General features: G+C 69.8%; 15 protein-coding genes. 7 read left to right on the forward strand and 8 right to left on the reverse strand.

All coding sequences use genetic code 11. The features are described from left to right. Positions 1-324: 324 nt before the first annotated feature. Positions 325-915: an exopolysaccharide biosynthesis protein gene (locus FHG71_RS00515; RefSeq protein ID WP_139079650.1), complete on the reverse strand. Its 591-nt coding sequence runs from the start codon at positions 913-915 to the stop codon at positions 325-327. A 134-nt stretch (positions 916-1,049) separates the two neighbouring features. Here FHG71_RS00515 and FHG71_RS00520 point away from each other — a divergent pair, with 134 nt between their 5' ends. Further along, positions 1,050-1,631, forward strand: a complete 582-nt coding sequence (locus FHG71_RS00520) for a thymidine kinase (RefSeq protein WP_139079651.1) — start codon at positions 1,050-1,052, stop codon at positions 1,629-1,631. 43 nt (positions 1,632-1,674) lie between these two features. Here FHG71_RS00520 and FHG71_RS00525 read toward each other — a convergent pair whose 3' ends face one another. The 5 genes from FHG71_RS00525 to FHG71_RS00545 all read right to left on the reverse strand — a co-directional run bounded on the left by FHG71_RS00525 (position 1,675) and on the right by FHG71_RS00545 (position 4,809). Next, positions 1,675-2,631, reverse strand: a complete 957-nt coding sequence (locus FHG71_RS00525) for a 2-hydroxyacid dehydrogenase (protein ID WP_139079652.1) — start codon at positions 2,629-2,631, stop codon at positions 1,675-1,677. Beyond that, positions 2,628-2,969 (reverse strand): tRNA-binding protein, encoded by a 342-nt coding sequence (locus FHG71_RS00530; protein ID WP_139079653.1) that lies wholly within the window; start codon positions 2,967-2,969, stop codon positions 2,628-2,630. Before FHG71_RS00530 ends, FHG71_RS00525 begins: the two co-directional genes overlap by 4 nt. Further along, entirely contained in the window at positions 2,966-3,772 is an 807-nt protein-coding gene (proC, locus tag FHG71_RS00535) for a pyrroline-5-carboxylate reductase (RefSeq protein WP_139079654.1), read from the reverse strand. The genes FHG71_RS00530 and proC overlap by 4 nt, the downstream gene beginning before the upstream one ends. A 49-nt stretch (positions 3,773-3,821) precedes the next feature. Next, the gene (locus FHG71_RS00540; RefSeq protein ID WP_139079655.1) at positions 3,822-4,325 is read right to left on the reverse strand and encodes a type III secretion system chaperone family protein; all 504 of its coding nucleotides are present in this window, start codon (positions 4,323-4,325) and stop codon (positions 3,822-3,824) included. Positions 4,326-4,509: 184 nt separating this feature from the next. Next, positions 4,510-4,809, reverse strand: coding sequence for an accessory factor UbiK family protein (locus FHG71_RS00545; RefSeq protein ID WP_139079656.1), 300 nt, complete (start codon positions 4,807-4,809; stop codon positions 4,510-4,512). A 98-nt stretch (positions 4,810-4,907) separates the two neighbouring features. Here FHG71_RS00545 and lgt point away from each other — a divergent pair, with 98 nt between their 5' ends. The 4 genes from lgt (at position 4,908) to FHG71_RS00565 (ending at position 8,626) form a co-directional block, all read left to right on the forward strand. Beyond that, positions 4,908-5,801, forward strand: coding sequence for a prolipoprotein diacylglyceryl transferase (gene lgt / locus FHG71_RS00550; RefSeq protein ID WP_139079657.1), 894 nt, complete (start codon positions 4,908-4,910; stop codon positions 5,799-5,801). Continuing rightward, on the forward strand, positions 5,798-6,856 hold the full coding sequence (locus tag FHG71_RS00555; protein ID WP_139079658.1) for a class I SAM-dependent methyltransferase: 1,059 nt from the start codon (positions 5,798-5,800) through the stop codon (positions 6,854-6,856). Before lgt ends, FHG71_RS00555 begins: the two co-directional genes overlap by 4 nt. After that, the gene (gene pgeF / locus FHG71_RS00560; protein WP_139079659.1) at positions 6,853-7,611 is read left to right on the forward strand and encodes a peptidoglycan editing factor PgeF; all 759 of its coding nucleotides are present in this window, start codon (positions 6,853-6,855) and stop codon (positions 7,609-7,611) included. The genes FHG71_RS00555 and pgeF overlap by 4 nt, the downstream gene beginning before the upstream one ends. 214 nt (positions 7,612-7,825) lie before the next feature. After that, positions 7,826-8,626, forward strand: a complete 801-nt coding sequence (locus FHG71_RS00565) for a Hint domain-containing protein (protein ID WP_246045284.1) — start codon at positions 7,826-7,828, stop codon at positions 8,624-8,626. Positions 8,627-8,628: 2 nt separating this feature from the next. Here FHG71_RS00565 and FHG71_RS00570 read toward each other — a convergent pair whose 3' ends face one another. Next, positions 8,629-9,108 carry an Lrp/AsnC family transcriptional regulator gene (locus FHG71_RS00570; RefSeq protein WP_139079660.1) on the reverse strand — a complete coding sequence of 160 codons (480 nt, stop codon included), beginning with the start codon at positions 9,106-9,108 and terminating at the stop codon, positions 8,629-8,631. 155 nt (positions 9,109-9,263) lie between these two features. Here FHG71_RS00570 and trxB point away from each other — a divergent pair, with 155 nt between their 5' ends. Both trxB and FHG71_RS00580 read left to right on the forward strand, forming a co-directional pair. Then, a complete protein-coding gene (gene trxB / locus FHG71_RS00575; RefSeq protein ID WP_139079661.1) occupies positions 9,264-10,259 on the forward strand; it encodes a thioredoxin-disulfide reductase in 996 nt (331 codons plus the stop codon). Between the two features lie 126 nt (positions 10,260-10,385). Further along, positions 10,386-12,134: a bifunctional sulfate adenylyltransferase/adenylylsulfate kinase gene (locus tag FHG71_RS00580; protein ID WP_246045285.1), complete on the forward strand. Its 1,749-nt coding sequence runs from the start codon at positions 10,386-10,388 to the stop codon at positions 12,132-12,134. A gap of 54 nt (positions 12,135-12,188) precedes the next feature. Here the strand turns inward: FHG71_RS00580 and FHG71_RS00585 are convergent, their stop codons facing one another. Continuing rightward, entirely contained in the window at positions 12,189-12,719 is a 531-nt protein-coding gene (locus tag FHG71_RS00585) for a cytochrome b (protein WP_139079662.1), read from the reverse strand. Between the last annotated feature and the right edge of the window lie 40 nt (positions 12,720-12,759).

Consider the following 12,759-nt stretch of genomic DNA (forward strand, 5'->3'; position numbering starts at 1 on the left):
GTTGCGCGAATCGGGGGTGGGCCGTTCGGTCCCGTAACGCCTCCTTAACCTCCCCATGCCATCCTGCCCTCACGTCCGGAGGCCCGGGCGGCCCTCGGATGGTCGGCCGCTCATGTGATCAGACTCCGGCGGCGACCATCCTGGCCCGGGACCGGCACCCCCGGGGACAGCTCTTTAGGGGGCGGGAGAGGCGGGAATCGCGAGGCGCGGCCCGCCTTCCGGTCAGGCGCCGCGCCCCACGGATACAGCGCCCTCGGGCGCCCGGGTCCGCCGCCGCGCGTCGTGGACGCGCCGCGCCCCGTCAGGGGCGCCTCGTGGTTCGCCTTATCCCGCGAAGCCGAACCACCACACCGCGACCGGCACCGTCAGCAGCAGCACCAGCGACCCCGCGATCACCGCCCCGTCGCGCGTGAGCAGCCCCGCCGCGAAGAGCGCGATCACCGCCGAGGCGATGGAGCCCGAGGTCGGGATCACCTCCATCAGCGGCATGAACAGCGTCAGCCCCAGGATCAGCACCAGCGGCAGGTACAGCCAGGGCCGGTGCGTCAGCCAGGTCATCCGTTCGCCCAGGAACTTCTCGACCCACTGCACGGGCTTGCGGATCCAGCCGATTCCCTTGCACAGCTTCTCGGTCGCCATCTCGCGCCGCGTGACGAAGCCCGGCAGCCAGACGCACTTGCGCCCCCAGATCATCTGCGCGACCAGCAGCCCCACGATCACCGCCACCGTCGCCGTGAGCCCCGGAATCGCGCTCGCGGGAGAGGTCGAGATCAGCGAAAAGATCAGCATGAGAGCGGCAAAGGACTTGTGCCCCAGCTTCTCGACCACGTTCCCGATCGTGATGCTGTCCCCGTCCGCGGCCTCCTCGAGCTTGTCGAGGACGTCGCTCAGCGCGTGCGTCTGCTCGTCGGCCATGCGTGCCTCCTTTCGGCGGCAGGCCAACCCGGGCCGCGCCGCCCCGGTTCCGGCCCAAGGGTGCGCCGCGGGACTCCTCGGCGCCGCCTCTCCGCCGGATTGCCCGCGCGGGCTTGCCCGGCTAAGGCGGCGCCATGGCCAAGCTGCACTTCAACTACTCGACCATGAACGCGGGGAAGAGCACGATCCTCCTCCAGGCGTCCTACAACTACAACGAGCGGGGGATGCAGACCTACCTGCTGACCGCGCGGCTCGACACCCGCGCCGGCCAGGGGCGCATCCGCTCCCGCATCGGCATCGAGGCCGCGGCCGACACCTACGGCCCTGCCGACGACCTCTTCGCGCGGATCGCCGCCCGCTTGGACGAAGGTCCCATCGCCTGCGTCTTCGTGGACGAGGCGCAGTTCCTCACCCCCGCGCAGGTCTGGCAGCTGGCCCGCGCCGTGGACGACCTCCACGTCCCGGTGATGGCCTATGGCCTCCGCGTCGACTTCCGGGGCGAGCTGTTCCCCGGCTCGGCCGCGCTGCTCGCGCTCGCCGACGAGATGCGCGAGGTCCGCACCATCTGCCACTGCGGCCGCAAGGCCACGATGGTGGTGCGACGCGACGCCGAAGGCCGCGCCTTCCGCGAAGGCCCCCAGGTCGAGATCGGAGGCAATGAGCGCTACGAAAGCCTCTGCCGCCTCCATTACCGCGAGGCCGTGGGCGACCGCTGAGCCCACCCGGCCGCCTCTCATCAGCTTGGCGTAAATACGCGGGTCACGCCGCCTGAACGACGTTCGGCGGCTCCCGCCCCTCGGCGAAGGCCACGAGGTTGTCCAGCGCCATCCGCCCCATGGCCTCGCGCACGTCCAGCGCCGCCGTCCCCAGATGCGGCAGCAGCACGGCGTTCTCCAGGACGCGCAGCCGCTCCGGCACCTCGGGCTCGCGGGCGTAGACATCGAGCCCGGCCCCGGCGATTCTCCCCGCCTCCAGCGCCTCGATCAACGCCGCCTCGTCCACCACGTCGCCGCGCGCGATGTTCACGAGGATCGCGGACCGCTTCATCGCCTCCAGCTCGGCCGCGCCGATGAGGTTCCGCGTCTCCGTCCCGCCCGGCACGGCCAGCACGACGACGTCGGCCTCGCGCATCAGGTCGTGCAGGTGGTTCACCTGCCGCGCCGGCAGGTCCACCGCCTTGGGCGAGCGGTTGTGGAAGATCACCGGCATCCCGAAGCCGTAATGGCAGCGCCGCGCGATGGCCTGCCCGATCCGCCCCATGCCGACGATCCCGACCGTGAGGCCGGTGACATGGGTCCCCAGCATCTGCGTGGGCTCCCACCCGGTCCAGCGCCCGGCCCGGAGCAGCCGCTCCCCCTCTCCCGCCCTGCGGCAGGTCATCAGGATCAGTGTCAGCGCGATGTCGGCGGTCGCGTCCGTCACCGCGCCCGGCGTGTTGGTCACGACGATCCCCGCCGCCCGCGCGGCCGCCACGTCGATGTGGTTCACGCCCACCCCGAAATTGGCGAGGATCCGGCAGCGGAACGGCTCACCGAGGAACGCCTCGGCGGTGAAGCGGTCTCCCAGCGTCGGCAGGATCGCGTCGAACTCACGCAGCGCCCGCCCTGCCTTCTCCGGGGTAAGGCCAGCGTCCCCGTCAAGGAAGGTGGTCTCGAACCGATCCGCCGCAAAGGCCATGTTGGCCTCGGGCAGCCGCCGCGTGACGAGGAGCCTCAATGCAGCCTCCCGCCCACCGGCACCTCGTGGCCCGGCTGGACCAGCACCACGGCGCCGGCCTCGTCCGGAACGCCCAGGACCAGCACCTCGGAGACGAACCTGCCGATCTGGCGCGGCGGGAAGTTGACCACGGCCAGCACCTGCCGGCCCACCAGCGTCGCGGGATCGTAATGCACGGTGATCTGGGCCGAGGAGCGCTTCTCACCGATCCCGGGCCCGAAGTCGATCCAGAGCTTGATCGCGGGCTTCCTCGCCTCGGGATAGGGCTCGGCCCGGACGATCCGGCCCACGCGGACATCGACCTTCAGGAAGTCGTCGAAGCTGATCGTGTCGCTCATGCCCGCCCCAGCTCCTCGCTCCGAGCGGCCGCCGCGCGCACGGTGCGGCGCACGAGGTCAGGCAGCTCGGCCATCAGCACCTCCAGCCCTGCCTGAGTCGTGCCATTGGGCGAGGTCACGTCGCGCCGCAACTGGGCCGGGTCCGTTCCCGTCTCCTGCGCCAGCGCCCCAGCGCCCCCCACGGTCGCGCGGGCCAGCCGCAGTGCGAGGTCGGGCGAAAGCCCCTCGGTCTCGGCGGCGGTGGCCAGCGCTTCGATCAGATGGAAGACATAGGCCGGCCCCGAGCCCGACACGGCTGTCACCGCATCCATCTGCGACTCGGCCTCCAGCCGCACTACCTCCCCCACGGCCGCAAGCAGCGATTCGGCCAGCGCCATTTGCGGCTTGGTCGTTTCCGAATTTCCAACAATCGCAGTGATGCCCCGCCCGATCGCGGCCGGTGTGTTGGGCATGGCGCGCACGACCGGGGTCCCTGCGCCGAAAGCTGCCTCGAAGGCCGAAAGTGGCGTACCCGCGGCGATGGACAGGACCAGCGTCCGCCCGCCACCCAGGGCCGTCATCGCGGGCAGCGCCTCTCCCATCATCTGCGGCTTCACGGCGACCAGTGCCACGGCCGGGGCGTCGGGAAGCGGCCCGTTCAGCGCGACGCCGGTCCCCCGCAGCCAGTCCGACGGCCGGGGCTCAATCACGTGGATGACGCCGGGCGGCAGCCCTCCGGCCAGCCAGCCTTTCAGCAGCGCCGATCCCATCTTTCCGCAGCCCAGGAGCACGAGCCCCCGGGCCGCCACGTCGTCCATCGCCATGGCATCCCCCCAGAAGTCGGCGCGACCCTAGGGGGCGCCCCGGCCGGCTTCAAGCGCGGCCATAGGCTTCGGCGATGGCGACCTCCATCGCATCCTTGGGCGACCGGCCACCCCAGACGGCCAGTTGCACGGCCGGGTAGAAGCGCTCCGCGCTCATCAGCGCGGCGTGGATCATGGTGTCGATCTGCTCGGGGCTGGCGATCTGGTCGCCCGCCAGCACGAGGCCGTAGCGGAAGACCATGACCTTCTCCTCGCCCCACCAGGTAAACGCCCCGGCCCAGCAGAGGTCGTTCATGCGATTGAGAAGCTCGTAGAGCGCCGGCAGCCGCCCCTCGGGCGGGTCGAGTTCGAAGGTGCACAGGAGCCGGAGCGTTTCGTCGGCGGGGGACCAGGCCAGGGTCAGGGCATAGGACCGCCATTGCCCCTCGAGGGTCATGGCGATCTGGTTCTCGGCCACGCGATCGAAATCCCACTCGTAATGGGTGGCGATGGTTTCCACCACGTCGATCGGGTGGATCTCGCCCTCATCGAGGAAGGTCTCGGAGATGGTCATAGCTCGGGCCCCTTGATCTGGCGCCCCGGAGCGGAATGCGTCCGGAGCGCGTTGCCTGCTCCAGGGTTCGGTGGGCTTGCCACCGAGCCCTACGAGATATGGTGAGGCACCCGGCTGGTCTGTAAAGCTCTTTCTTGGGGACAATCCGAAACGCCGGCGCGGACGCGGCGCCGGCGCTGCAGGATCAGGCGCCGGGCGAACCGGGCCACTCGGGGCGGGCCTCGACCTCCTTGTCGGCGCCTGCGAGCTTGGCCTCCAGTGCGGCGATGCGGGCCGAGAGCGCGTCGTTCTCCTCGCGGGCGGCCTGGGCCATGGCGCGCACCGCCTCGAACTCCTCGCGGGTCACGAGGTCGCGGTCCGCGAGGATGCGGTCCACCACGGACTTGAGGGCGTTCTGCGCTTCGTCCTTCGCGCCCTGCGCCACGCCCATGGCGTTGGTCATGAGCTGCGAGATGTCGTCCAGGAACTTGTTCTTGGTCTGCATGGAAGGGTCCTTCCGGGATCGGGTTGCCGGCTGATATGCGCCCGCCGGGGCCCCCACGCAAGGTTGACACCCCCCGCGGCGCCTTTCAGGAAGGGCGCATGACCGGCATCCCCTTCCCTGACATCTCGCCCGAGCTCGTTTCGGTCTCCCTCTTCGGGATGCAGTTCGCCCTGCGCTGGTATGCACTGGCTTACATCGTGGGCATCCTGATCGGATGGCGGCTCTCGGTGGCGGCTCTCAGGCGCCCGCATCTCTGGGCCGGGGGCGTGGCGCCCATGACGCCCGCGCAACTCGAGGCGCTGCTGACCTGGATCATCCTGGGCATCATCGCGGGCGGGCGGATCGGCTACGTGCTCTTCTACCAGCCTGGTCACTTCCTGCGGAACCCGTGGGAGATCCCTATGATCTGGCAGGGCGGCATGTCCTTCCATGGCGGCTTCATCGGGGTGATGCTGGCGATCCTGCTCTTCAGCCGCAGCGAGCGCCTCCCTTTGGGCGGCGTCGCCGACACCATCGCGCTGGCCTCGCCGCCCGCGATCCTCCTGGGCCGCATCGCCAACTTCATCAACGCCGAGCTTTGGGGCCGGCCGACCACCCTGCCTTGGGGCGTGATCTTCCCCGGCGAGGCGGCGCAGGACTGCCCCGGCATCGTCGGAGCCTGCGCCCGCCACCCCTCCCAACTCTATGAGGCGGGGCTCGAAGGGCTCCTCCTCGGAGGCCTTCTGATCCTCCTGGCCTTCCGCTGGGGGGCGCTGCGGCAGCCCTGGGTCCTCGCGGGAACCTTCATCGCCGGCTACGGCATCGCCCGCTTCCTCGTCGAGTTCGTCCGCCAGCCCGACGCCCAGTTCGTCAGCCCCGGCAATCCGCTGGGTTTGGCGCTGCAATGGAACGGCTGGGGCCTTACCATGGGGCAAGTCCTGACACTGCCGATGATCCTGGTCGGTCTCTGGCTTGTGGAACGCGCGCGTCGCAGCCGGGCCGTGCCGGCATGACGCCCCTGGCCCGGCTCCTGGCCGAGCGGATCGCGGCCCTGGGGCCGCTGACCGTGGCCGAGTTCATGGGCGAATGCCTCCTGCATCCGCAGCACGGCTACTACGCCACCCGCGATCCCCTGGGCGCGGCCGGCGACTTCACCACCGCCCCGGAGATCAGCCAGATGTTCGGCGAGCTTCTGGGCCTCGCCCTCGCGCAGGCCTGGCTCGACCAGGGCGCGCCCTCCCCGGTGATCCTGGCCGAGCTTGGCCCTGGCCGCGGCACGCTGATGGCCGACCTCCTGCGCGCCACCCGGTCGGTGCCGGGCTTCCACGCCGCGCTGTCGGTCCATCTGGTCGAGGCCTCGCCCGTGCTGCGGGCCGAGCAGGCCCGGCGCGTCCCGGGGGCGATCTGGCACGACACGATCGACGCGCTCCCCGAAGGCCCTCTCCTCCTCGTCGCCAACGAGTTTTTCGACGCCCTGCCCATCCGGCAGTTCGTTCGCGCCCGCCACGGCTGGGACGAGCGGGTGGTGGGCTTGGCGGACGGGGGCCTCGCCTGGGGCCTCCGGCCGCTGGGCAAGGTCCCGGCGCTGGCCCATCGGCTGTCCGACACGCCCGAGGGCGAGGTCGTGGAGATCTGCCCCGCCCTGCCTGGGATCGCCGCCGAGATCGGCCGACGGATCGCCCGCCATGGCGGCGCGGCGCTGGTCGTGGACTACGGCGGCTGGGACCTGACCGGCGATACCTTCCAGGCCGTCGCGCGTCACGCCTACGCCGACCCTCTCAACGCCCCCGGCACGGCCGACCTCACGGCTCATGTCGACTTCGAGGCGCTGGCCCGGGCCGCCCAGCCCGCCCGGGCTACGCCGATGACCACACAGGGCGCGCTGCTCGAACGTCTGGGGATCGCGCAGCGGGCACAGGTGCTCGCCCGCGCCAATGGGGGGACGCAACGCGACGGGATCGCCGCCGCTTATCGCCGCTTGACCCACCCCGACGAAATGGGAACGCTCTTCAAGGCCATGGGACTCCATCCGCCCTCCGCTCCGCCCCTGCCGGGATTCGCCCCATGAGCCTCGACATCATCACATCGCCCCTGCTCGATCCGCTGCGCCACGGCTTCTTCGGCCGTTCGGGCGGCGCCTCATCGGGCGTCTTCGCAGGGCTCAACTGCGGGCAGGGCTCGACGGACCAGGCCGAGGCCGTAACCATCAACCGCGCCCGCGTCGCCGGAGCGATGGACGTCGCGCCCGAGGCGCTGGTGGGGGTCCATCAGGTCCACTCGGCGGAGGTCGTCGTCGTCGACGGCCCTGCGACCAGCCCCCGCCCGCGGGCGGACGCGCTGGTGACCAACCGGCCAGGCCTCGCCCTGTCGGTCCTCACGGCGGACTGTCAGCCGGTGCTGCTGGCGGACCACGCGGCCGGAGTAATTGGTGCGGCCCATGCCGGCTGGAAGGGAACGCTCCTGGGCGTGCTCGAAGAAACGGTCGCCGCCATGGAGCGCCTGGGCGCCCGCGCCGATCGCATCCATGCCGTCATCGGCCCCACGATCAGCCAGCGCGCTTACGAGGTCGGGCCGGAGCTGATGGAACAGGTCACCGACGACGATCCGCGGGCCGCGCGCTTCTTCGCGAACGGCCAAGGGGACCGGCTCCTGTTCGACCTTCCGGGCTATGGGCTGCACCGGCTCCGGCAGGCTGGCGTGGCCGAGGCGGAATGGACGCGGCATTGCACCTATTCCATGCCCGACCGGTTCTTCAGCTATCGCCGTTCGGTCCATGCCAAGGAAGCGGACTATGGCCGCCTGATTGCCGTCATCCGCATCTGACCGTCGATTCGCGCCCATACACGCTGCGAGCGAGTTCGGCCCCTGCCACGGAACAATCATCGTCGGGTTCAAGCGATTAATGTGGAGAGCGTCCGCTTCCGCCTTCCAAATTTGACGGCGCCGAGAAGACCCGGCAACCTCGACAGGTTGAAACCGGAATCAGCTGCCGTCGGTGGGGGCCGGCTGCTCTCCTGATATGACCGGCGGTGATTGCATGACCCTGTCCTCGCGCGCCCCGATCGGGGCCCACGCGCTCCGCGAGCCTCGTGGAACGCCCGACCCCGCCCTGACGCTTGGCGGCGAAGAACCTGCGGCATGGCGCACCTCCGTGATGCGGCGGGTGTCCGTATCATGGCTGACGCCGCCCGGCGATGTCGATGACGCCGTGCGCTTCGTCCCGACGCTGCCCGCCTTCGACGAAGCATTTGCCGCCTTCGCTCGCGGCACGCTCTTCGCCGGCGCGCGCGGGGTGGTGGCGGTCGAGGACCTTTGGCCGGGGACCGAGCTGCGCATGGCGGACGGCCGGCTCGCGCGCGTCGTCTGGCGCGGCTCAACCGTGATCGTGCCGCGGGGGGATGGCCAAGACCCGGCCATGTCCCGCTTGACCCGCATCCCGGCCGAAGCGCTGGGCCTGGGCCGACCCTACCAGGATTTGGTTCTGGGCCCCCACGCGCGGCTGGTGATGCGCCGACCGGGAATGCGGCGCCTGACCGGGCAGGAGGTGGCCGCCATTCCAGCTGCGGACTTCGTCGATGGGGTCGGCATCGTCGAGGTCTCGCCCCCCTCTCCCGTTGAGGTCTTTCATCTGGCCTTCGACCGGCACGAACGGCTGCTGGCCAATGGCGTGGAGGTGGAAAGCTACCATCCCGGCCCGCTCCATGCGCTGCCGCTCCGTGGCGAGACGATGCAGCCCTTCCTGGCCTGCTTTCCGCACGTGACCGATCTGGCGGGCTTCGGCGCCCCCGCGCTGCCCCGGTTGCGGCTGCGCGACCTCGACCTGATCGGGGTCGCCTGAGGTCAGGCCTCGGCCGGGATCGGCACGCCGGGCTCGTCCTTGCCGCTGCGAATGACAAGGCTGGTCTTCACGCTCGCCACGTTCGGCGCGGGCGTGAGCGACTCGGTCAGGAATCGCTGAAAGGCACGCAGGTCGGGGGCCACGCATTTCAGTATGAAGTCCACCTCGCCGTTCAGCATGTGGCACTCGCGGACGTAAGGCAGGTCGCGGGCCAGCGCTTCGAAGGCCTGAAGGTCCGCCTCGGCCTGGCTCTTGAGCCGGACCTGCGCGAAGACCTTGACCTCGAAGCCCAGCTTCTGCGGGTCGAGATCCGCGTGGTAGCCCCGGATCAGGCCTGCCTCCTCCAGCGCGCGCACGCGCCGCAGGCAAGGCGGCGGCGAGATGCCCACCCGCTGGGCCAGATCGACATTGGTCATGCGGCCATTCTCCTGCAGGAGCGCCAGGATGCGCCGATCGATCCGGTCGAGCCGCTGGCCGGGCATGGGTCCTCCGAGTTGGTCGGGCGGACCCTACAGGCGGGCCGGATTGCGCGCAATTATGTTTCCCGCAACACAGTCCCGGGATGCACGGCGCGAGGGTTCCGGAGGCCGGTCCGGCACGCTATATGCATTCTCCAAGCGCCCGAAGGAGATGACCCATGGCCGATCCGCGTCACGTCCGGCTTCTGATCGTGGGGTCCGGCCCCGCCGGCTACACGGCCGCCGTCTATGCCGCGCGTGCCATGCTTGCGCCCGTGCTGATCCAGGGGATGGAGCCCGGCGGCCAGCTCACCACCACGACCGAGGTGGAGAACTGGCCCGGCGATACCAGCGTGCAGGGCCCCGAGCTGATGATGCGCATGGAGGCGCACGCCCGCGCCATGGGGGCCGACATCGTCACCGACCTCGTGACCCGGCTCGACCTGTCGCGGCGCCCCTTCGTGGCCGAGACCGACTCGGGACAGGTCTGGACGGCCGACGCCATCGTCCTGGCCACGGGCGCGCGGGCCAAGTGGCTCGGCCTGCCGTCCGAGGAGAAGTACAAGGGTTTCGGCGTCTCGGCCTGCGCGACCTGTGACGGCTTCTTCTACAAGAACCAGGAGATCGTGGTCGTGGGCGGCGGCAACACCGCCGTGGAGGAGGCGCTGTTCCTGACGAACTTCGCCTCCAGGGTCACGCTGGTCCATCGCCGCGACACCCTGCGGGCCGAGAAGATCATGCAGGACCGCCTGTTCCGCCACCCCAAGATCGACGTGATCTGGAACCACGAGGTCGAGGAGGTCTTGGGCGAGCAGGGCGTGACCGGCGTTCGCCTCCGCCACGTCCAGACCGGCGAGGCGCGGGTCGTTCCGGCCACCGGCTTCTTCGTCGCCATCGGCCATGCCCCGGCCTCCGAACTCGTCGCGGGACAGGTGGACCTGCACAACGGCGGCTACGTCAAGGTCGAACCGGGCAGCACCATGACCAGCGTCCCGGGCGTCTTCGCGGCCGGCGACCTCACGGACCATGTCTACCGGCAGGCCGTCACCTCGGCCGGCATGGGCTGCATGGCCGCGCTGGACGCCGAGCGCTGGCTCGCCGCCCAGCCCATGAGCCATGTGGGCGAGACCCTGTCCGAGACGCGCGACCCGAGCCCCGCCTTCTCGCACTGGTGATCATGCGCCGCTCGGGGCGGCCGGCAATTTCCTACCAATCGAGTATGATTTGGCCTTGCGACGCGACCGGCTGGCGGCTACGGGAACGCCCGTGGCCGCCAGCCCCCATTTCCTGAAAGCGTCTCCATGCTCGACTCCTCCAAAGCCGTGACCGACGAAGGCCCCCGCCCGATGCACAACCTCGCGCCGATCCCCGAGCTCTACGTGTCCGCCGATTCGGCCCAGAAGCTGAAGGTCGAGGCGGGGAACCTCGTGTCGCACGACCTGACTCCGCGCCAGATCTGCGACCTCGAACTCCTGATGAATGGCGGCTTCTCCCCGCTCAAGGGTTTCCTGGGCCAAGCCGATTACGACTCGGTCGTGGAGACGATGCGTCTGGCGGATGGCACGCTCTGGCCGATGCCCATCACGCTCGACGTGTCCGAGTCCTTCGCCGAGAAGGTCCAGGTCGGCCAGGACATCGCGCTGCGGGACCAGGAAGGCGTGATCCTCGCCATCCTGTCCGTGACCGACAAGTGGGTGCCCAACAAGGCGGTCGAGGCCGAGAAGGTCTTCGGCGCCGACGACCTCGCCCATCCGGCGGTGAACTACCTGCACAACAAGGCGGGCAAAGTCTACCTGGGCGGCCCGATCACCGGCCTCACGCAGCCCGTACACTACGACTTCAAGGCCCGCCGCGACACGCCGAACGAGCTGCGGGCCTTCTTCCGCAAGATGGGCTGGCGCCGCATCGTGGCGTTCCAGACCCGGAACCCGCTCCACCGCGCCCACCAGGAGCTGACCTTCCGCGCGGCGCGCGAGGCTCAGGCCAACCTCCTCATCCACCCGGTCGTCGGCATGACCAAGCCGGGCGACGTGGACCACTTCACCCGCGTCCGCTGCTACGAGGCGGTGCTCGACAAGTACCCGTCCTCCACGACTCACCTGTCGCTCCTGAACCTCGCCATGCGCATGGGCGGCCCGCGCGAGGCGCTGTGGCACGCCATCATCCGCCGCAACCACGGCCTGACGCACTTCATCGTCGGCCGCGACCACGCGGGTCCGGGCAAGAACAGCCAAGGCAAGGACTTCTACGACCCCTATGCCGCCCAAGAGCTGGTGCGCCAGCACCAGGCCGAGGTCGGCATCGAGATGGTCGACTTCAAGCAGATGGTCTACGTGCAGGAGAAGGCGCAGTACTTCCCCGTGGACGAGGTGCCCGAGGGCTCGACCGTGCTCGACATCTCGGGCACCGAGCTGCGCCGTCGCCTACGCGAGGGCCTCGAGATCCCCGACTGGTTCTCCTTCCCCGAGGTGGTCAAGCAACTCCGCAAGACCTCGCCGGAGCGGTCCAAGCAGGGCTTTACGGTGTTCTTCACCGGCTTCTCGGGCAGCGGGAAATCCACCATCGCCAACGCGCTCATGGTCAAGCTCATGGAGATGGGCGGCCGTCCCGTGACGTTGCTGGACGGCGACGTTGTGCGCAAGCATCTGTCGAGCGAGCTCGGCTTCTCCAAGGAGCACCGGGACATCAACATCAAGCGGATCGGCTACGTTGCGAGCGAGATCACCAAGAACGGCGGCATCGCGATCTGCGCCCCCATCGCCCCCTACGCGGCCACCCGCCGCGAGGTCCGCGAGATGATCGAGGCCTTCGGCGCCTTCATCGAGGTGCACGTCGCGACCTCCATCGAGGAATGCGAGCGCCGCGACCGCAAGGGCCTCTACAAGCTCGCGCGCGAAGGCAAGATCAAGGAGTTCACCGGCATCTCGGACCCGTACGACGTGCCGGCGGCCCCCGAGCTGCGCGTCGACACCGAGGGCCTCGATGTCGACACCTGCGCGCACCAGGTGATCCTGAAGCTCGAAGCCATGGGCCTCATCAAGGGCCAGTGAACGACGAAGGGGGCCGCGAGGCCCCCTTTCCACATCCGTCCGGGATGCCCTGGCTCAGGTGCCGGCGGTCGGACGGACGATGCGGCGGATGATGTTCTCGCCCAGCACCAGATGGACGAGCGCGCCGCCCACGTGCAGCACGAACAGAGCCACCCAGACCCAGGCCAGCAGGCTGTGCAGCGCCCCCGCCCAGCCCGCGCCCGCGAACCACGCGAGCAGGCCCAGAGGCGGCATGGCCAGAAGCACCACGTAGAAGGCCCAATGATTGATCATGCCGAGCTTGGCCAGAAGCGGGTGCTTGCTGTCCGCAGCGGTCTCGACCGGGCGGCGAAGGCGGGCCGTCAGCCGCGCGAGCATGATGAGGAAGATCGTGATGCCGATGCAGATGTGCATGAAGGCGGCGCCGTAGTTCGACACGAACTGCCCCGCCTCCAAGGCCTCGTAGGTTTCCGACATCCCCTGGCCCAGGAGCCAGTTCACCACCACGAGCACGGCGATCGTCCAGTGCAGCGTGATCTGGTAGGAGGAATAGCCGTGCCGCGCGTGGGCGGCTCGTTCCGATGGTGCCGTGGGTGTCGTGGTCATGCCTAGGTCCGGATGGCGGGGTCCCTGCGCCCCTGTGTCG

It is taken from the genome of Rubellimicrobium roseum (genome assembly GCF_006152145.1).
Taxonomy (GTDB): Bacteria; Pseudomonadota; Alphaproteobacteria; order Rhodobacterales; family Rhodobacteraceae; genus Rubellimicrobium; species Rubellimicrobium roseum.